Origin of the sequence: Methylosinus sp. sav-2, assembly GCF_004366495.1 — a bacterium.
Taxonomy (GTDB): domain Bacteria; phylum Pseudomonadota; class Alphaproteobacteria; order Rhizobiales; family Beijerinckiaceae; genus Methylosinus.
The window spans coordinates 162664-180819 of the sequence record NZ_SOEJ01000006.1; the positions used below are offsets into that span (position 1 = coordinate 162664).

Genomic DNA, 18156 nt, shown 5'->3' on the forward strand with positions numbered 1-18156 from the left:
CTGGAGGCCTCGGAGGGAATCGAACCCCCGTACAAGGATTTGCAGTCCTCTGCGTAGCCACTCCGCCACGAGGCCCCGAACGTCGGCGCCGAAAGCTCGACGTCGACGTGAGAAGGCCGCTCATACAGGACTTGCCGGCGGACGGCAAGACTTTGCGCGAGAGACGGGAAGACTTCGCGCGGCGCGCGGCAAGAGCTCGGTGAATTTATCCTCAGCTCCGCGCGCCGCGGCGGATCACCAGCGGTTCGGAACGCAGCGGCCCCATTGATTGGGATGCGCGCCGGGGCCGCATCGGAATCCCGGACGCGGCCCATAGGCCGGGGGATGGTATCCGGGACGCGGACCATAGGCTGGCGGATAGTATCCGGGACGCGGGCCATAGACGGGCGGCGGCGGACGACGATGCGGCACGCAACGGCCCCAAGGATCTATGTGCCAGCCGGGGCCGCAGCGGCCGCCGATTTCATGCGTCAGCGGGGCGACGGCGCCCTCCTGCAGCGGCGCGAGCGGCATGGCCATGGCGGCCGGCGCGGTGAGGCCGGCGAACGCCAGAATGGCGACGAAAGCGAGCTTCAGCTTCATTTGTTTCCTCCTATTGGAATGCGAAGCGGGGACACGAGCATTGGCTAAAGCCAGTGAACCAGTCGTGAACGAATCACAGAATGAGCGCATTAACGCTTCGTTCATCGCGATGCTAAGGCTTTGTTCAACTCCGCGAGGCAAGCTGGAGCCTCGTCATTCCAGCGGAGCTCGCAGATGAGGTCGAATTTCACGCCGTTCACGCGCCTTTCGGCCGGCGGCCTGATGCTGGCGGCCGCAGCCGCCGATATCGGATGCGCCGCCGCCGAGCCGCGCCGCTCGCATGCGCTTCATGTGGCCGGAGCCATGCGAATCGAGGAGCTCGGCTCTCCCAATGGCAAAGGCTATGACGATATTATCGTGAAGCTCGCGCCGCTCGTCGCGGCGAAGCCGGAGAAGGAGGCGCGCCCGGCCGAGCGTCCTCCCGCTCCCGCGCTCGCCGCCGAGGCCCCCAAGGTCGCCGTCGCGGCTCCGCCCCCGGCCGAATCGGTGAAGCCGACGCCTGCCGTGCCGGTCTTCCTGCGCGAGCCGCTTCCGGCCTTCGAGAATGCGCCAGTCGCCGATCTCGCCAAGGCGCCGGAACAGGCTGTCGTCGCAACGTCGGCCGAGCCGGCCCCGATCGCGCCGCCCCAGGCTGAGAGCGCTCCGCAGTCGGCCGCGCCGACTGCCCAAATCGCGTCGCCTGCCGCGCCAGAGGCCGCCGCTGTCGAGGCGAAGGCGGAGGCCCCGGTCGAGCGAACCGCGACGCCCGAGGCCGAAGCCGACTCGCCGAAGGGCGAGGCGCCGGCGGCGGAAGCCGCTCCGGCTCCGAGCGCCGAGGCTATGCCACCGGCACAGGAAGAAAGCGAATCGCCGATGGCTCTCTGGCAGGCGCTGGTCGCCGCTGCCGCGCTCGCCGGCCTGCTCGTGATGAAATATCTGCGGCGCGGTCCCCCCGTCGCCAAGGCGGCCGAGCCGGGCGCGTCGAAAGCCGCCGCCCCGCAGGAGGGCGAAGCGGCGCCGGCGGGCCGTTTGGCCATTGCGCTCGCAGCCGCGCGCGCGAAATTCGAGCCGATCCTCGCCAAATTCGCCGCGCTGCGCGGCAAGAAGGCTGCGGAAACCGCGCCCCAGGCCGAAGCTGCGCCGCAGGAAGCACCCAAGAAGGAAGCGCCCAAAAAGCCGAAGACGATGGATTGGACCGAGGTCGCGGCCGCTCTGCGCGCTCGTTTCGCCGGAGGCGGCAAGACTGCAGGAGGGCCGACTGCGGCGCAGTCCAATCGCGTGATCGCCCTGGTCGATTCGGAGGGCCGGGGGCGGGCGTCCGATTCCTGGGACTCGAACGAGGATGACGGGCTGGAACTGCTGGAGCCGGGCGACGCCAGCGCGCGGACGATCGTCATGAACGCGCGACGCAGGCTGCGCTCGGCGCAGAGCTGACGCCAGAATCCGAAAATGAATCGAAAGAGATTTGAAGAGCTTTTCTAAACCTGTGTTTCTTCGAGCAGAACTGCGGCGCGGCGCGCCGGGGCGAACTGGCGTCGCCGCCGAGAATCGCCTATAGAAAAACGGCGGTTTCGAGCGTCGCCGACGGCTGCCGCTAGGCTCGCCTCGGCGCGCTTCGCTCGAAACGTCCTGCGAGCGCGATCTCCACGTCCCGCCGCTCTCCCGAGCAGCGGACTCTGCAGCCGCCTCGCCTTCGTCGGCGAGACGGGACGACGACGAGAAGCGCTCTTTCCCAGAGCCGGCGCGACATTGCCGCGGCAGGATTTCGCCGCGGAGCGCGGGACGATCGAAGCGGATTGGCGAGCCATTGGCCGAGAACGACACAGACGACACAAAGCCTCCGACGCCCGGCTCAGACATTCGCCCGGTTTCGATCGCCGACGAGATGAAGCGCAGCTATCTCGATTACGCGATGAGCGTGATCGTGAGCCGCGCGCTGCCGGATGTTCGCGACGGTCTGAAACCCGTGCATCGGCGCATCATGTTCTCCATGCACGAGAACGGCCATACGCCCGATAAGTCGTACGTGAAATCGGCGCGCATCGTCGGCGACGTCATGGGTAAATATCACCCGCATGGCGACGCCGCGATCTATGACGCGCTGGTGCGCATGGCGCAGCCCTTTTCCATGCGGCTGCCGCTCATCGACGGGCAGGGCAATTTCGGCTCCGTCGACAATGATCCGCCGGCGGCCATGCGTTACACCGAGTCGCGGCTCGCCAAGCCGGCGCTGGCGCTGCTCGAGGATATCGACGAAGGCACAGTCGACTTCAAGCCGAATTATGACGACAAGGAGATGGAGCCGACCGTCCTTCCGGCGCGCTTCCCTAATCTCCTCGTCAATGGCGCTGGCGGCATCGCCGTCGGCATGGCGACGAATATTCCGCCGCATAATCTTGGCGAGGTGATCGACGCCGCCATAGCGCTAATCGACCGGCCGGATATGTCCGTCGCCGAGCTGATGGAGATCGTGCCCGGCCCGGACTTCCCGACGGCGGCGACGATTCTAGGGCGGGGCGGAATACGCAACGCCTATACGACCGGGCGCGGCTCGATCATCATGCGCGCCAAGGCCGAGGTCGAGACTTTGCGCAAGGAGCGCGAGGCGCTCATCTTCACCGAGATCCCCTATCAGGTGAACAAGGCGGCGCTGATCGAGCGCATCGCCGACCTCGTCCGCGAGAAGAAGCTCGAAGGCATCTCCGATCTGCGCGACGAATCCGACCGCGATGGCATGCGCATCGTCATCGAGCTGAAGCGCGACGCAGTGGCGGATGTGGTGCTCAACCAGCTCTGGCGCCATACCGCGCTACAGTCGAGCTTCCCCGTCAATATGATCGCGCTGAACGGCGGCCGGCCCGAGCTGCTGACGCTGAAGGACGTGCTGCTCGCCTTCGTCGACTTCCGCGAGAGCGTCGTCACCAGGCGCACCAAATTCCGCCTCGCCAAGGCGCGCGACGCGGCGCATTTGCAGGTCGGCCTCGCCATCGCCGTCGCCAATATCGACGAGGTGATCCGCCTCATCCGCACCTCGGCCGACGCCGCCGCCGCGCGCGAAGCGCTGATGGAGCGCGAGTGGCCCGCCAAGGACATGGCGCCGCTGGTCGCGCTGATCGCCGATCCGCGCCATGTGCTCACCGAGGATGGCGCGATCCGCCTTTCCGAGGCGCAGGCGCGCGCCATTCTGGAATTGCGCCTGCAGCGCCTCACCGCGCTCGGCCGCGACGAGATCGCCGAGGCGCTGAATAAGCTCGCCGCCGAGATCGCCGAATATCTCGAGATTTTGCGCTCGCGCGAAAGGCTGTTCGGGATCGTCAAGGACGAGATGATCGCGGTCAAGGAGGCCTATGCGACGCCTCGCCGCACGCAGATCGTCGATGGCGACGGTGACGTCGAGGACGAGGACCTCATCGCGAGAGAGGATATGGTCGTCACCGTCTCGCATGCCGGCTACATCAAGCGCGTGCCGCTCTCGACCTATCGCGCGCAGCGGCGCGGCGGCAAGGGCCGCTCGGGAATGCAGACGAAGGAGGAGGATTTCGTTCAGCGCCTCTTCGTCGCCTCGACGCATACGCCGGTGCTGTTCTTCTCCTCGCTCGGCCGCGCCTATAAGGAAAAGGTCTGGCGTCTGCCGCTGGCGGCGCCGCAGGCGCGCGGCAAGGCGTTGGTCAATCTTCTGCCGCTCGAGCAGGGTGAGCGCATCACCACCATCATGCCGCTGCCCGAGGACGAATCGAGCTGGGCGACGCTCGACGCCATATTCGCGACGACGGGCGGCACGGTGCGCCGCAACAAGCTCTCGGACTTCTCCGATGTGCGCCGCTCCGGCATCATCGCCATGAAGCTCGACGAAGGCGAGGCCATCGTCGATGTCGCCACAGCGGCGGAGCAGGAGGATATTCTGCTCACGACGCGCGAGGGGCAGTGCATTCGCTTCCCGGTCAGCGACGTGCGCGTGTTCCAGGGCCGCACCTCCATGGGCGTGCGCGGCATAGCGCTCGCTGGCGACGATCGCGTGATCTCAATGTCGATCCTGCGCCATTTCGAGGCCGTCGGCGACGAGCGCGCCGCCTATCTCAAGCGCGCCGCGGCGCAGCGCCGCAATGCGGGAGCGGAAGGCGTGGAGGAGGGCGCGGCGGAGACCGAGGAGGCCTCGACCGCGATCGAGCTGACCGAGGCGCGCTATCGCGAAATGGAGCAGGCCGAGCAGATCATCCTGACCGTCTCCGAGAACGGCTATGGCAAGCGCTCTTCGTCCTTCGAATATCGCATCACCGGACGCGGCGGCAAAGGCATTGTCGCCATGGCGGTAAACGCCCGCAATGGCAAGCTCGTCGCCTCCTTCCCCGTGGGGCGCGGCGACGAGATCATGCTGGTGACGGATGGCGGCCAGCTCATCCGCTGCCCGGTGGAAGGCATACGCATAGCGGGTCGCGGCACGCAGGGCGTCATCGTCTTCGACACGGCGGAGGGCGAGCGCGTCGTCTCGGTCGAGCATTTGGCCGACGCCGGCGAGGACGAGGCGGCCGGCGACGCGGCGTCCGGCGACGCAGGCGGCGAGACCGCCTGAGCCTTCGTCGCGGCCGAAAAGCGCGTTTCGCCGGGGGATTTTCGGCGAAACGCAATTTGTTTTCATGAATTGCTCTCGTCGCGCGCAACTGCGCCGCTTCGATAAACGCAACCCCACGTCAATGGCGCGCGCCTGCGCCTCGGGCTAGATTGTCGCAACGCCGAGATTGCCGAAGAAGGAGACCAACGCATGCTCACGATCTGGGGACGGCGCAACTCCTTCAATGTGCAGAAAGTCATGTGGCTCGTCGGCGAGCTCGCGCTCGATCACGCCCATGTGCCGCTCGGCGGCGCTTTCGGCGGGCTGGACGATCCACAATTTCGCGCGAAAAATCCGCATGGCCGCATTCCGGTCATCGACGACGAGGGCGTGGTGGTGTGGGAATCTCACGCCATATTGCGCTATCTCGCCGCGCGCCATGGCGGCGAGGCTTTTTGGCCGGCGGACGCGGCGACCCGTTCCTATCCCGATCGCTGGATGGATTGGGCGCAGACGACGCTGCAGCCGGCTTTCGTCGACGGCGTGTTCATGGGCTACTACCGCACGCCGGAGGAAAAGCGCGACTGGCCGGCGATCAATGCCGCCGTCGCGCGTTGCGCGCAACATTATCGATTTCTCGACAGCTGGCTGGCGGATCGTCCTTTCCTCGCCGGCGACGAGCCGACGCTCGCCGATATTCCCGCCGGGACGACGCTCTATCGCTATTTCTCGCTCGACATAGAGCGGCCGTCGCTCCCCAATGTCGAGACTTGGTATGCGCGGCTCTGCGAGCGGCCGGCCTATCGCCAGCATGTGATGGTGCCCTTCGACGATCTAAAGGGGTGACGCCCCGAATGGCGCTAGACGCGCTATTCCGCTAGTATGCTCCCATGAGCGCTCTGCCGAAGATGAAAATGACCGCCGAAGAGTTCGTGGTCTGGGCCGAAGGACAGCCCGGCCGTCACGAGCTCGTCGACGGCGAGGTTTTCGCTCAGGCCGCGGAGCGAATGGCCCATGCGAAGGCGAAGCTCGCGGCCGCTCGCGCTCTGCAGGACGCTGTGCGCCGCGCCGGCGCGCCGTGCCATGTGCTGCCGGACGGAATGGCCGTGCGTGTCGATGCGACGACCGTCTTCGAGCCCGATGCGCAGCTCTATTGCGGACCCGAGCTTCCGCCGGACACGCTTTTCGTCGAAGCGCCTCTCGTCGTCGTCGAGGTGCTCTCGCCCTCCACAGGGCGCAATGACGCCCTCGGCAAGCTCGTCGGATATTTTCGTATCGCGGGCGTCGCGCATTATCTCATCGTCGATCCAGATTCGCCGCTGGTGATTCATCATCGTCGCGGGGAGGGGAGCGATATTCTGACGCGCGTCATTCATGACGGCGACATCACGCTCGATCCGCCCGGCCTCGTCTTTCCGCTCTCCGCGCTCTATGGCGAAGCGCGTTAGAGCGTGCTCTGTGCTCGCGCGCACGGCGACGAAGGCGCGCCGCGCCTAATCTCCTCTGCATCCGATCGCAATGATTTCAGGCGACGGTTTCAGATAGGAGATTGAAAATGTCCAAAGTGCTTTTCGTCGACACCAAGACCGAGCTCACCCTCGCGCCGGGCGCGACCGTTCATGGCTGGTGGAACAACGCCTCGCCCTTCAACGCGGTGTGGGACGCGCAGGCCATTCCCTTCGCCACCGGCAGCACGACGAGCGGCTTCACGCAGGACACCTCGCTCGAGGTGACGCGCGTTTGGCGTCACTTCACGGTGACGGAGATCAAGCCGTTCCCGCAGTCGCAGACGGTCGAGACCAAGAACGAGACCGAGATTCATTACGAGGTCAAGAATATCGGCAATTCGGTCGCGAAATTCCATGTGGTGCTGAGCGCGATCTACGAGTGATCGCATCGGAGGCGCGAGCCGAAAGGCTCGCGCGATCCGTCAATCGCGAGCGATGAACACGGCGGCGCAGCCGACAATGTCGATCGCGACATTGCGGAAGCGTCGCTCGAGCGCATTGCGCAATTCGTCGAGATCATCGCTCCTATTCGAGAACACGCCCTTGCGATTGTAGAATTCCATCAGCCGCCGCGCCGCGCCGGAGCGCTCGACGCCGCCTTGCAGCAAGGTCGAGCCAAAAAAGACGGCGCCGTCATTCGTCAGCGGCTTCAGATGGTCGAAAACGACCGCCTTTTCCGCTATCGCGCTCGGCAGGCAATGCAGCAGATAATTGACGCCGACCGAGTCGAATTTCGGCGCGTCGAAAGTGATCGGCTCCAGCACATTGCGGCGATAGCTCTCCGGCGAATAGCGCGCGATGCGGGCCGCCGCGAAGCGCAGCGCATCCGCGTTCAAATCCATCAGCGCGACGCGCGGCGCAGCGGCGGGCAAGCGGCAATGGTCGAGGTAATATCCCGTGCCGACGCCGACATCGAGATGATTGCCCGACACATGCGCGTCATAGAGCGCGCGTAGGCGCGGCGTCGGACATTTCCAGATGAAGCGGTTGGAGAGGCCGAGCACCAGCAGATCGTAGAGCCGCAGAACCGCGGGCGTGTAGACGGCTTGGCCGGCGGCGATCTCTTCGGGACTGGCGGTCATCTTCGTTACGTCCTATTGCTCGACGACGCCTTTTTCGACGTGAGGGAGCCAATGCCCATTCTACGCTATTCCGCGGCTTCGCCCTACGCCCGCAAGTGCCGCATCGTCGCCGAGCTGCTCGGCCTCGGCGCGAGCGTCGAGCTCGTCGGCGCCGACACGACAAATCCCGACGATTCGTTGCGCGCGCAAAATCCGCTCGGCAAGGTGCCGACGCTCATCCTCGACAGCGGCGAGACGATCTATGACAGCCGCGTGATCTGCGAATATTTCGATCTTCTCGCCGGCGGCAAGCTCATTCCGCATGATCCCGCCGAGCGGATCGCGGCGCTGACGCTGCAATCGCTCGGCGACGGCATGAACGACGCCGCGCTGCTCATTCGCTATGAGGCGACGCGGCCGCAGGCTCTGCGCTCCGCCGATTGGATCGCCTTGCAGACCGGCAAGCTCGACCGCGCGCTCGCGGCGCTCGACGCCGCGCCGCCGGCCGGCCCGGTGACGATCGGCCATGTGGCCGTCGCCGCCGCGCTGGGCTATCTCGATCTGCGCTTCGAAGGCGCATGGCGCGCGAAATATCCCGCGCTCCTCGCCTGGCTCGAGGCGTTTTCGCGGGACGTTCCGGCTTTCGAGGCGACGCGCGTCGCCTGAGGCCGCCGGCGCCTCATATGCGCGCCGGCAGCTTGTCCTCCTCGGCGAGATTGGAGAAGCGCGTAACTTCCGCCTCGAAGGAGAGCGTCACCGTTCCCGTGGGGCCGTGACGTTGCTTGCCGAGGATCGCCTCGGCGCGCCCATGCACGCGCTCCATCTCGTTCTGCCAGGCGATATGCTCTTCCGTGCCCTCGCGCGGCTCGCGATTGCGCAGATAATATTCCTCGCGATAGACGAACATCACCACGTCGGCGTCCTGCTCGATCGAGCCGGATTCGCGGAGGTCGGAGAGCTGCGGGCGCTTGTCGTCGCGGCTCTCGACCTGACGCGAGAGCTGCGAGAGCGCGATGATCGGCACCGCCAGCTCCTTGGCCAGCGCCTTCAGGCCCGTGGTGATCTCGGTCAGCTCCTGCACGCGATTGTCGCCGCGCGATTTGGAGCCGGAGAGCAGCTGAAGATAGTCCACGACGAGCAGATCGAGCCCGCGCTGGCGCTTCAGGCGCCGCGCCCGCGCGGTGAGCTGGGCGATGGAAATGCCGCCGCTCTGATCGATGAAGAAGGGCACGCTCTGCATCTCGCGCGCGGCTTCCGCTATGCGGCGGAAGTCGTCTTCGTTGATGTCGCCGCGGCGGATCTTGTAGGAGGGCACGCCGGATTGCTCGGCGATGACGCGCGTCGCCAATTGCTCGGCCGACATTTCCAGCGAGAAGAAGCCGACGATGCCGCCATTCGCCGCCTTGATCGAGCCGTCCGGCAATTGCTCCGGCACATAGGCCTTGGCGATGTTGAAGGCGATATTGGTGGCAAGCGCCGTCTTGCCCATGCCGGGACGGCCGGCGACGATGATGAGATCGGACTTCTGCAGCCCGCCCATCTTCTCGTCGAGATCGACGAGACCAGTGGCGACGCCGGAGAGATGCCCGTCGCGCTGATAGGCGCTGCTCGCCATATCCATGGCGGTGGAGAGCGCGTCGGCGAAACGCTGAAAGCCGCCATCATAGCGGCCGGTCTCGGCCACCGCATAGAGCTTGCGTTCGGCTTCCTCTATCTGCTGGCGTGGGGCTTGATCGACGGCCGCATCATAGGCGGAATTGACGATATCCTCGCCGATGACGATCAGCTCGCGCCGCACGGCGAGATCATGGATCGTGCGGCCATAATCCTCGGCGTTGATGATCGTCGTCGCCTCGCGGGCGAGGCCGGCGAGATAGGTCTGCATCGGCACGCCGCCAGGAAGCTCTATGTCGCCCAAATGCGTCTTCAGAGTCACGACCGTGGCGATGCGTCCGGCGCGAATGATCTGCGCCAAAACCTCGAAGATGCGTCGGTGCAAATCCTCGGAGAAATGTTCGGAGCGTAGAAAATCGGAGACGCGATCGAAGGCGTCATTGTTGATGAGTATGGCGCCGAGCAGCGCCTGCTCGGCTTCGATATTATGCGGCGGCGTGCGATAGGCGGGCGCGTCGAGCGGCGCGACCGAAAAAGGCCGCGGACCCGGCAACGGTTCGATTGCTGGCATTTCTCTCTCATGGCGGGATGTCTTCGATGCTCGTGAACGCGTAGCGACAGGCACTCGAGAACGGCGGCGAATTTGCCCGAAGGAGAGAGCGGCGCCAATGACAAAGATGGCCGCAAAGCTCGGCGAATGCGAGCGCGGCCACTTGTGAGTCATTTCCACATGCGACAGCGCAGCTTTCGGTCTATCTGCGTGAATTCCTTTGCTTGTGACAATTTCGTCACGCCGAATCGTTCGGGCATGAAAAAGGCCGGAGACGCGGGCGTCTCCGGCCTTTTCCGATAGAGCGAATCGGTTGCGAGCGATCAGAGCTCGACGTCGCCGGCCTCGGCCAGAGCGGCGCCGACCTCGAGGCCGAGATCGTCCAGCGTCGTCTCCTCGCGAGTGGCGGCGGCCTCGCCGCGCGCCTGACGCTCGGCCTCTTCGGCGGAGCGAGCGACGTTGACGATGATCTTCACCTCGATCTCGGGATGCAGATTCACCGGCACATTATGCAGGCCGAGCGCCTTGATCGGATGCTGGAGGTCGATCTGATTGCGGTTGAGCGAGAAGCCGCCCGCGGTCGCCGCGTCGGAAATGTCGCGCGGGGCCACCGAGCCATAGAGATGGCCGCTCTCGCCGGCCTGGCGGATGATGACGAAGGTCTGACCCTCGAGCTTCTCGGCGACGGCCTCGGCCTCCTTGCGGGCGGTGAGGTTGCGCGCCTCGATCTGCGCGCGCTGCGTCTCGAAATGCTTCTTATTGTTTTCCGTGGCGCGCAGCGCCTTGCCGCGGGCCAGCAGGAAGTTGCGCGCATAGCCGTCGCGCACGCGAACGGTGTCGCCCATCTGGCCGAGCTTGGCCACGCGCTCCAGCAGAATGACATCGACCATGGGTTCTCTCTCCTCAGTGTCTCTCGAATTGCGCCGCGGCGATTCTCAGCCGCGCCGCGCCTGCGCCGCCTGCTTGCGGCTTCGGAACGAAAACGCCGCATCGGCGACGCCGACGACGGTGAATAGGACGATCGGCCAGGCGAACAGGCCGATGACGATATAGATGACGGTGAGCGTCACGCCGCCGATGCGCGTCCCGCGCAGCAGAACGTGAACGACGGCGAGGCCCTGCATCGCCAGAGCGAGGCCGAGCGTCTCGGCGATCACTAGCCCGATCTCGCCGGGGAGGTCGCCGAGATAGGCGAGGGCGCAGGCGGCGAGAAAGACCCCGGCGACGGCGCGCGGCAGCACGAATTCCTGCGCAATGTCCGGCCATGGCCGCGGCAGCGCCTCGGAGGCGCGGGCGAGCAGGCCGGCGCCCCATAGATTGAGCGCATGGCTGAACAAAGTGAGCGCGGCGAGCGTCGCCGGAAAGGCGAAGACGACCAGCGCCGAGAGCTGGCTGGCGTCGAGCTTGTCGCCGAGTTCCTGCGTGCGGATGAGATCCTCGATCGCCATGAAGGCGCGCGCCCGCAGCGGGTTCAGCGCCTCGTCGAGGCTGCCGAAGCGAATCGCCGCTATGGCGACCGCCGCCGAGACTGCGGCTGCGACTGCGCCGCCGGCGGCGAGCACCGCCCAGGCCGGCGCATGGGACGTCACCAGCTCGCGGCCGCGCCAATTGGCTCCAGAGACGACATAGGCGGCGGCGAGCGCCGGCAGCGCGACGAGAAAAGCGTAGACGAGGCCGAAAATGGGATTGGGCCAGATCGACAGCAGCCCGGTCGCGATGAGGCCCGCGGTCGCGCCATGGCGCAGACCGAAGCCGAGCGCGACGATGGAGATCGGCAGCGGTGCGAGAAAGGCGAACAGAACCGACGCCGAAGTGCCCTTGGTGAGGACGGCGAACACGGCCGCGCCCGCGAGACCGCCGCCGATGGAGGCGAAGATCTGCGAGAACGTAAAGTCGCCGTTGTCGGGAACGGGCAGTTTCTTGCGTTCGGGTAGAAGCTGGGGCATGGTCTCAACGCTTGTTCGAGGGCGAGCGCGATCATCTCGCGTCCAGCCCCCTGAACGCCGGCGAAGCCCGCCTTTTAAGGCGAGCGATCTCTCCGGGCAAGGGTCAGAGCGCGAAAAAACCCGCTTCCGATTGCCGAAAACGTCGCCGGAGCGGCGCTTTTTGCGTTCTACTGGCGGCGCAGGGCCGGGCCGGGCTTCTCGCCGAGCACGCGCCAGCTGCCCGCGAGGCCGAGGCCGACCGCGAAAACCAGCGCGCCGAGCGTCGTCAGCGCGACCGGCCAGGGACGGAAGACGAAATCCATCCGCATCAGCGCCTCCAATATGATGCCCGCCGCGCCTGCGCCCGCGATTGCCGAGAAGAGTCCGGCCACGAGGCCGAGCAGAGCGAATTCCAGCGCGAAGGCGCCGGTCAGCCATGAGCGCGTCGCGCCGAGCGTCTTCAATATTATGGCGTCGCGCTGGCGTCCGCGCTGGCTCGCCGCCACGGCGCTGCCCAGCGCCAGCGCCGCCGTGACGATGGCGAGGCCAGCGGCCGCTCGCGCCGCGAAGGTCAGCTGATCGGCGATTTTCTCTATCGCCTCCAGCGCGTCCTTCACGCGCAGAGCGGCGACCTGAGGAAAGCGCGTCGCCGCCTCCCGCGTCAGCCTTTTGTCGCGGAGCGGATCGTCGCGATCGGCGAAGGCGACGGTGAAAATCTCCGAGAAGGGCGCGTCGGCGAAAGCCTCGGGCGAGAACACCATCATGAAATTAATGCCATAGCTGCGCCAATCGACCCGGCGCAGATTGGCGATGCGAACCGTGAGGTCGCGGCCGAGCACATTGACGACGATCTCGTCGCCGACCGTGAGGCCGAGCCCTTCGGCGACGCGCGCCTCCAGCGAGACGAGGGGCGGGCCGTTGCGTCCCTCTTCCCACCATTGTCCGGCGACGATCTCCGAGCCCTTGGGCGGCGTGGCCGCAATGGTGACGCCGCGGTCGCCCTCCAGCGCCCAGGCGATATCGTCCGGCGGCTTCAGATTCTCGGAGCGGACGCCTTTCACGGCGACGATGCGGCCGCGCATCATCGGCACGTGCTCGATGCGCGCGTCGGCGGAGAAGGAGGAGAGGAAGGCGGAGAATTCGTCCGCCTGCTCCTTGGCGATATCGACGAAATAGAAGCTCGGCGTGCGGCTCTTCTGCGCCTGGAACAATTCCGCATGGATCGAGCCCTCGATCAGCGCCAGCGCGACGAGAAGCGTCTGCGTCACGCCGATCGAGACGATCAATGTCACGGCGAGGCTCTTGGGGCGGCGAATATTGCCGATCGCATGGCGCAGCTGCGCGCCGGGCGCATGGGCGAAGCGCTGCGCTAAGCGGATGACGAGAGCCGCCACGCCGCGCAGCAGGACGAAGGCCATGGCGGTGGCGGCGATATAGGTCGCTGCGAGCTTCTTGTCGGCGGCCGAGAGCATGACCAGAGCCACGAGCGCCGCTGCGGCGACTAGAGCTGCGAGCAGAATGACGCGGGGAGGGGATTTTTCCTCGGCCTCGTCGCGCAAGAGCCGCGCGACCGGCGTTCCATAGGCGCGGCCGAGCGGCGGCAGCGCGAAGATCAGCGTCACCAGCAGACCATAGGCCGCGCCGACGGCGAGCGAGCGCGCGTCGAGCGTCGGCGAGAAGGGCAGGGGAATGGAAGCCGAAAGGGCGAGGTCGGCGAGATAAGGAAAGGTCGCGCCGATCGCGAGGCCGCCGATGACGGCGAGGCCGGCGACGAGCAGCACCTCGACGAGCGCCATGGCGAAGACGCGCGAGGCCGGCGCGCCGAGCGCCTTCAATATTGCGAAAGCGTCGCGCTTTCTGGCGACAAAGCCGGAAACGGCGTTGGCGACGCCGGCTCCGCCCGCGACCAGCGCGGTCAGCGCAACCAGCGTCAGCAGCTGGGTGAAGCGCTCCTGATTGCGCGAGAATTGCGGGGAGACGGCGTCACGCTTGCGCAAATCCCAGCCGGCGTCCGGAAAAGCCGCGGTCAGCGTCGTGACGAAACGCTCGACCTCCGCGTCGCTGGCGACGGCTTCGGTCTTGCCGAGCGAGACGCGCGTCAGCCAGCGCGCCACGGCGCCCGGCTGCATCAGCCCGGTCGCCTTCAGAGCCTCCTGGCTCATCAGCACGCGCGCGCCGAAACCGAAGGCGCCGGCGAGCTTATCGGGCTCGCTCGAAAGCTCGGCTGTGAGGGTGAAGGAGCCGGCGCCGATCTTCACGCGATCGCCGATCTCGAGCCCGAGCCGGGCGATGAGGCCCGCATCGGCGACGAGGCCGAAGCCGCCGTCGCGCTGCGCCAGAGCCTCGGCGAGCGGCAGCGACGGCGTCAGCTCGACTGCGCCGGCGCCGGGATAGGCCGAATCGACAGCTTTTATTTCGATCAGCGCCGCCTCGCCGCTCGCCGAGCGGGCCATGGCGCGCATCAGGCCGATCTCGCAGACGCGGCCGTCGCGCTCCAAAAATTCCCGCTCCTGCGGCGAGAGCCGCCGCATGGTGGTCGTGACGGAGACATCGCCGCCCAAGATCGTGCGCCCCTCGCGGGCGAGGCCGTCGGCGAGCGAGCGGGACACTGCGCCGACGCCGGAAATGGCGGCGACGCCGATGACGATGCAGGCGATGAAGACGGAAAAGCCGCGCAGATCGCCGGAGAGATCGCGCAGGGCGAAACGCAGCGCCAGCGGAATGCGCGAGGCGAGTCCCACCTTCATGACGCCCGCGCCTCGTCCTCTATGCGGCCGGAGCGCAGCCGCACGGCGCGGTCGCAGCGGGCGGCGAGGGAGGGATCATGCGTGACCAGCACCAGGGTCGCCGAGCGCCGCGCCTTTTGCGCGAAGATGAGATCGACGATGGCCGCGCCGGTCTCCGAATCGAGATTGCCGGTCGGCTCGTCGGCGACCAGGATGACAGGATCGGGCGCGAGCGCTCTGGCGATGGCGACGCGCTGCTGCTCTCCGCCGGACATTTGCGTTGGATAATGGGAGAGGCGATGACTGAGGCCCACGGCCTCCAGTTCCTGCGCGGCGCGCTCGAAAGCGTCGGCGCGGCCGGCGAGCTCCAGCGGAATGGCGACATTCTCCAGCGCCGTCATCGTGGCGATGAGCTGGAAAGACTGGAAGACGACGCCTATCTTCCCTCCACGGAACCGCGCCAGCGCATTTTCATCGAGCCGGGCGAGGTCGCTGCCGTCGACGAGCACCTTGCCGGAATCGGGCCGCTCGAGGCCGGCGAGCGTCATCAGCAATGTGGATTTCCCCGAGCCCGAGGGTCCGACGAGGCCGACAGCCTCGCCGCGCGCGACGGCGAGGCTTATGTTCTTGAGCACATGGACGCGCGCCGCGCCCGCTCCGAGGGTGAGATCGACGTCCTCGAGCTCGATGACCGGCCGCTGCACTTTGGAGGTCCTGAAATGGTTTGCCGCTGCGCCCGCCGCCGCTCTCGCGACCCGGCGAAGACGCCCGCCCCGACATATGCGAAGGCGCCGCCGGTTTCCAGTGCTCGGCCGCGCTTTCGTCCGCTCGGCCCGGCGACGCTGCTCTGCGCCGCCGCAATTTTGGCGCTTCTCACCATGATCTCGCTGCCCGCCGCGGCCGAGCCGCTGCGCATCATCGCCTTCGGCGACAGTCTCAGCGCCGGCTTTCAGCTGCCGGCGGACGCCTCCTTTCCGGCGCAGCTGGAGGCTCGGCTGAAAAATGACGGCTATGACGCCCGCGTGATCAACGCCAGCGTCTCCGGCGACACCACAAGAGGTGGGCTGGCGCGCGTCTCTTACGCGCTGCACGACGGCGGCGATCTGATGATTCTCGAGCTCGGGGCCAATGACATGCTGCTCGGCTTCGATCCGGCGGCGACGCGCGACAATCTGGAGAAAATCATCGGCGCCGCCAAGGAGAAGGGCCTCGATGTGCTGCTCGCCGGAATGCTGGCCAACGCCAATTTCGGCGAGGAGCAGAAAAAAGCCTTCGACGCCATTTTCCCCGATCTTTCGGCGCGGCGCGGCTTGCCGCTCTATCCCTTCTTTCTCGACGGCGTCGTGGGCGAGAAGGGCATGACGCTCGTCGATGGACTGCATCCGAGCCGGGCCGGCGTGGCGCGGATCGTCGCCGGCGTCGCGCCGCTGGTGGAGAAGAGCCTCGATTCCCTGCGATCGAAGCGTCAGGGCGCCGCGCAGCGTTGAGCGAGGCCGCAAGCGAGGCCGTGAGAAAAAATCCGTTCACACGCCGGAATTTCGTTACAGCCGTCGCATTCTCGATATAGTGCCCACACCATCCTTAGCGCGCGCCATTGCGGCGCGCTGATCCGCGAGGAGGCGCCGACATAGGCCCCTTCGCTCCGCCGCGTCGCGGCCGGGCAGGGGCCGAGCGAGCAGACAGCGACTTCGCCTTACCCGCTCCCGCACGCCTTGCGAGGCCAGGATGGAGGAACTGCGATGCCCAGACTGTTCACCGCCCTCGAAATCCCCCCTCTCGTCGCCGGCAATCTCGCCGCTCTGCGCGGAGGCATTCAGGGAGCCCGCTGGATCGACGCAGAGAATTATCACATCACGCTGCGCTTCATCGGCGATGTGGACGATGCGCTCGGCCATGACGCGGCCATGACCCTCGCCGCCATCCGCCGTCCTTCCGTCTCGATCACGCTCGAGGAGCTGTCCAGCTTCGGCGGCGACAAGCCTCGCGCCATAGTGGTGAAGGCGCGCGCCGATTCGGCGCTGGCCGAGCTGCAGGCCGAGCAGGAGCGCCTGCTGCGGCGCATCGGCATTCCGCCCGAGCCGCGCAAATTCGTGCCGCATGTGACGCTCGCGCGCCTGCGCGGGGCGTCCTGCTCCTCGGTCGCGTCCTATCTCGGCGCGCGCGGCTATTTTCCGCCCATGCGCTTCGAGGCGGCGCGCTTCGTGCTGTTCTCCTCGCGCGATTCGGTCGGCGGCGGCCCCTATCTCGTCGAGGCGGCCTATCCGTTGCGGAGCCGGACCGCACCGGCCGTGGCCGGAATTCAGGAGCTCGGCGCCTTCGGGCGTTAGGACGCTCGTCGCATCCTCGTTCGCCTCCTCCATCAGCCTCCCCCGCTTCGCGGGAAAGGGGGCGGCGAGGTTTCGCGAAAATTCGATAAAGCGCCAAAATCTGTTCCCGCGCGCCGATCGTCTCGCGGAGCGGGCCTTCGCGAGACGATCGGCGCAATCATGTACCGGGTCTATGCCGCCCGGTGACAAATCTGATCCTTCGGTCATGTTCAATGAACCAGCGGACAAGGGAGCGACGCGGATGGAAATTGGAACGCCGACCCGGAAATCTCTCGTTCTGGAGTCGTTCGGGCTTGCGATAACCTACCTGTTTCTGACGGCGCTGTTCTTTTGGCTGTGTGTCTATTTCTCCGAATCGGAAACGATTCGAATCGGCCAAAAAGGCATCGTCAGCCATTCCGGCTCTGTCGACGCCGTGTCTGGATTCTTGTCCTTTTCAACAATGTCGGCGGCAGTCTGGAATTTGCGTAGAAACAAAATGGTCTACAATGTCATTGTCTGCTTTCTGATATCGGCTTTTGTTGCAACTGTAGACTACTTTACGACAATGGAAATTTACAGGCTGTTCTTTACAGAAAATAGCTATGAATTTTCCTTCGCAGCAAATTTAGGCGAACTGTTTACGTGCTGGGCCGTGTTCTTTGGTTGGTCATGCGTCTTTCTCACGCTTCTTTACAATTTCGACATCAGGGACCGGGAGCGCCGATTGGCCGCAGTTCGTGAAGAGGCTCTTTCCGCGCAGATGAGAGCGCTGCGCTATCAGGTCAATCCGCATTTCCTCTTCAATACGCTGAATTCGATCGCGGGACTGATCGAAGAAGGCTGCGCGACGCGCGCTGAACGGATGGTGCTGTCGCTCTCGACCTTCTTGCGCACGACGCTGACGCTGGAGCCGTTCCACGATGTCCGGCTGTCCGAGGAACTGACGATTCAGGAAGAATATCTGGCGATTGAGCATGAGCGTTTCTCGGACCGGATGACGTTCCATATCGACATGCCCAATGACGTGCGCCACGCGCTGGTTCCCAGCCTGATCCTCCAACCTTTGATCGAGAACGCGATCAAGCATGGCGTCGGATCGATGGCGGGCAGGGTCAATATTTCGCTTTCCGCTCGTCGCGAGGCCGATCGGCTGCGGGTGATCGTCGAGAACGACATGCCGACGGAAACGGTCAGTCCGAATCGCGCCGGCGCGGGTGTCGGGCTGAAGAATGTGGCGGAACGTCTTCGCGCGCAGTTTCAGGATGATGGACGATTTTCGGCGGGTCCTGCCGCGCCCGGCGTTTTTCGGGCGGCGCTGGAAATGCCGTGGAGGACCTGAAAATCGTTCCAGCC

At 65.9% G+C, this 18156-nt stretch carries 16 protein-coding genes and 1 tRNA gene; 9 read left to right on the plus strand and 8 right to left on the minus strand.

Going from position 1 to position 18156, the window contains the following annotated elements; genetic code table 11:
- Position 1: 1 nt before the first annotated feature.
- Together EDE12_RS12820 and EDE12_RS12825 are read right to left on the minus strand one after the other, a co-directional pair.
- Positions 2–75, minus strand: a tRNA-Cys gene (locus EDE12_RS12820).
- A 159-nt stretch (positions 76–234) separates the two neighbouring features.
- Positions 235–582: a hypothetical protein gene (locus tag EDE12_RS12825; protein WP_024880046.1), complete on the minus strand. Its 348-nt coding sequence runs from the start codon at positions 580–582 to the stop codon at positions 235–237.
- Positions 583–756: 174 nt separating this feature from the next.
- Between EDE12_RS12825 and EDE12_RS12830 the strand changes: the two genes are divergently transcribed.
- From EDE12_RS12830 to EDE12_RS12850, 5 genes are all read left to right on the plus strand, one after another.
- Positions 757–1995, plus strand: a complete 1239-nt coding sequence (locus EDE12_RS12830; RefSeq protein WP_134188111.1) for a hypothetical protein — start codon at positions 757–759, stop codon at positions 1993–1995.
- A 373-nt stretch (positions 1996–2368) separates the two neighbouring features.
- A complete protein-coding gene (gene gyrA / locus EDE12_RS12835) occupies positions 2369–5131 on the plus strand; it encodes a DNA gyrase subunit A (RefSeq protein WP_026598705.1) in 2763 nt (920 codons plus the stop codon).
- A gap of 189 nt (positions 5132–5320) precedes the next feature.
- Positions 5321–5956 carry a glutathione S-transferase gene (locus EDE12_RS12840; protein ID WP_024880043.1) on the plus strand — a complete coding sequence of 212 codons (636 nt, stop codon included), beginning with the start codon at positions 5321–5323 and terminating at the stop codon, positions 5954–5956.
- 44 nt (positions 5957–6000) lie between these two features.
- Positions 6001–6558 (plus strand): Uma2 family endonuclease, encoded by a 558-nt coding sequence (locus tag EDE12_RS12845; RefSeq protein WP_026598704.1) that lies wholly within the window; start codon positions 6001–6003, stop codon positions 6556–6558.
- Between the two features lie 107 nt (positions 6559–6665).
- The gene (locus EDE12_RS12850; RefSeq protein WP_134188112.1) at positions 6666–7001 is read left to right on the plus strand and encodes a hypothetical protein; all 336 of its coding nucleotides are present in this window, start codon (positions 6666–6668) and stop codon (positions 6999–7001) included.
- Positions 7002–7040: 39 nt separating this feature from the next.
- On the opposite strand, the gene EDE12_RS12855 is transcribed toward EDE12_RS12850, so the two are convergent.
- On the minus strand, positions 7041–7700 hold the full coding sequence (locus EDE12_RS12855) for a class I SAM-dependent methyltransferase (protein WP_026598702.1): 660 nt from the start codon (positions 7698–7700) through the stop codon (positions 7041–7043).
- Positions 7701–7751: 51 nt separating this feature from the next.
- On the opposite strand from EDE12_RS12855, the gene EDE12_RS12860 reads away from it, so the two are divergent.
- Entirely contained in the window at positions 7752–8345 is a 594-nt protein-coding gene (locus EDE12_RS12860) for a glutathione S-transferase N-terminal domain-containing protein (RefSeq protein WP_026598701.1), read from the plus strand.
- A gap of 13 nt (positions 8346–8358) precedes the next feature.
- Here the strand turns inward: EDE12_RS12860 and EDE12_RS12865 are convergent, their stop codons facing one another.
- The 5 genes from EDE12_RS12865 to EDE12_RS12885 all read right to left on the minus strand — a co-directional run bounded on the left by EDE12_RS12865 (position 8359) and on the right by EDE12_RS12885 (position 15198).
- Positions 8359–9864: a replicative DNA helicase gene (locus tag EDE12_RS12865; RefSeq protein ID WP_024880038.1), complete on the minus strand. Its 1506-nt coding sequence runs from the start codon at positions 9862–9864 to the stop codon at positions 8359–8361.
- A 302-nt stretch (positions 9865–10166) separates the two neighbouring features.
- Positions 10167–10733, minus strand: a complete 567-nt coding sequence (gene rplI / locus EDE12_RS12870) for a 50S ribosomal protein L9 (RefSeq protein ID WP_024880036.1) — start codon at positions 10731–10733, stop codon at positions 10167–10169.
- 45 nt (positions 10734–10778) lie between these two features.
- The gene (locus EDE12_RS12875; protein WP_026598700.1) at positions 10779–11789 is read right to left on the minus strand and encodes a DUF2232 domain-containing protein; all 1011 of its coding nucleotides are present in this window, start codon (positions 11787–11789) and stop codon (positions 10779–10781) included.
- Between the two features lie 167 nt (positions 11790–11956).
- Positions 11957–14515, minus strand: a complete 2559-nt coding sequence (locus EDE12_RS12880) for an FtsX-like permease family protein (RefSeq protein ID WP_026598699.1) — start codon at positions 14513–14515, stop codon at positions 11957–11959.
- Positions 14512–15198 (minus strand): ABC transporter ATP-binding protein, encoded by a 687-nt coding sequence (locus EDE12_RS12885; protein WP_024880033.1) that lies wholly within the window; start codon positions 15196–15198, stop codon positions 14512–14514. The genes EDE12_RS12880 and EDE12_RS12885 overlap by 4 nt, the downstream gene beginning before the upstream one ends.
- A 174-nt stretch (positions 15199–15372) precedes the next feature.
- Here EDE12_RS12885 and EDE12_RS12890 point away from each other — a divergent pair, with 174 nt between their 5' ends.
- From EDE12_RS12890 to EDE12_RS12900, 3 genes are all read left to right on the plus strand, one after another.
- Positions 15373–15981 (plus strand): arylesterase, encoded by a 609-nt coding sequence (locus tag EDE12_RS12890; RefSeq protein WP_051592657.1) that lies wholly within the window; start codon positions 15373–15375, stop codon positions 15979–15981.
- Between the two features lie 252 nt (positions 15982–16233).
- A complete protein-coding gene (gene thpR / locus EDE12_RS12895; RefSeq protein WP_026598697.1) occupies positions 16234–16821 on the plus strand; it encodes an RNA 2',3'-cyclic phosphodiesterase in 588 nt (195 codons plus the stop codon).
- Between the two features lie 205 nt (positions 16822–17026).
- Positions 17027–18142, plus strand: coding sequence for a histidine kinase (locus EDE12_RS12900; protein WP_245275761.1), 1116 nt, complete (start codon positions 17027–17029; stop codon positions 18140–18142).
- The last annotated feature ends 14 nt before the right edge of the window (positions 18143–18156 follow it).

What these genes read in the sequence shown, in the direction of transcription:
- EDE12_RS12855 (WP_026598702.1), bottom strand. Translation starts at nt 7,700, where the DNA reads ATGACCGCCAGTCCCGAAGAGATCGCCGCCGGCCAAGCCGTCTACACG.
- EDE12_RS12830 (WP_134188111.1), top strand. Translation starts at nt 757, where the DNA reads ATGAGGTCGAATTTCACGCCGTTCACGCGCCTTTCGGCCGGCGGCCTG.
- EDE12_RS12840 (WP_024880043.1), top strand. Translation starts at nt 5,321, where the DNA reads ATGCTCACGATCTGGGGACGGCGCAACTCCTTCAATGTGCAGAAAGTC.
- EDE12_RS12875 (WP_026598700.1), bottom strand. Translation starts at nt 11,789, where the DNA reads ATGCCCCAGCTTCTACCCGAACGCAAGAAACTGCCCGTTCCCGACAAC.
- EDE12_RS12900 (WP_245275761.1), top strand. Translation starts at nt 17,027, where the DNA reads ATGTTCAATGAACCAGCGGACAAGGGAGCGACGCGGATGGAAATTGGA.
- EDE12_RS12860 (WP_026598701.1), top strand. Translation starts at nt 7,752, where the DNA reads ATGCCCATTCTACGCTATTCCGCGGCTTCGCCCTACGCCCGCAAGTGC.
- rplI (WP_024880036.1), bottom strand. Translation starts at nt 10,733, where the DNA reads ATGGTCGATGTCATTCTGCTGGAGCGCGTGGCCAAGCTCGGCCAGATG.
- thpR (WP_026598697.1), top strand. Translation starts at nt 16,234, where the DNA reads ATGCCCAGACTGTTCACCGCCCTCGAAATCCCCCCTCTCGTCGCCGGC.
- EDE12_RS12880 (WP_026598699.1), bottom strand. Translation starts at nt 14,515, where the DNA reads ATGAAGGTGGGACTCGCCTCGCGCATTCCGCTGGCGCTGCGTTTCGCC.
- EDE12_RS12825 (WP_024880046.1), bottom strand. Translation starts at nt 582, where the DNA reads ATGAAGCTGAAGCTCGCTTTCGTCGCCATTCTGGCGTTCGCCGGCCTC.
- EDE12_RS12845 (WP_026598704.1), top strand. Translation starts at nt 6,001, where the DNA reads ATGAGCGCTCTGCCGAAGATGAAAATGACCGCCGAAGAGTTCGTGGTC.
- EDE12_RS12850 (WP_134188112.1), top strand. Translation starts at nt 6,666, where the DNA reads ATGTCCAAAGTGCTTTTCGTCGACACCAAGACCGAGCTCACCCTCGCG.
- EDE12_RS12890 (WP_051592657.1), top strand. Translation starts at nt 15,373, where the DNA reads ATGATCTCGCTGCCCGCCGCGGCCGAGCCGCTGCGCATCATCGCCTTC.
- EDE12_RS12865 (WP_024880038.1), bottom strand. Translation starts at nt 9,864, where the DNA reads ATGCCAGCAATCGAACCGTTGCCGGGTCCGCGGCCTTTTTCGGTCGCG.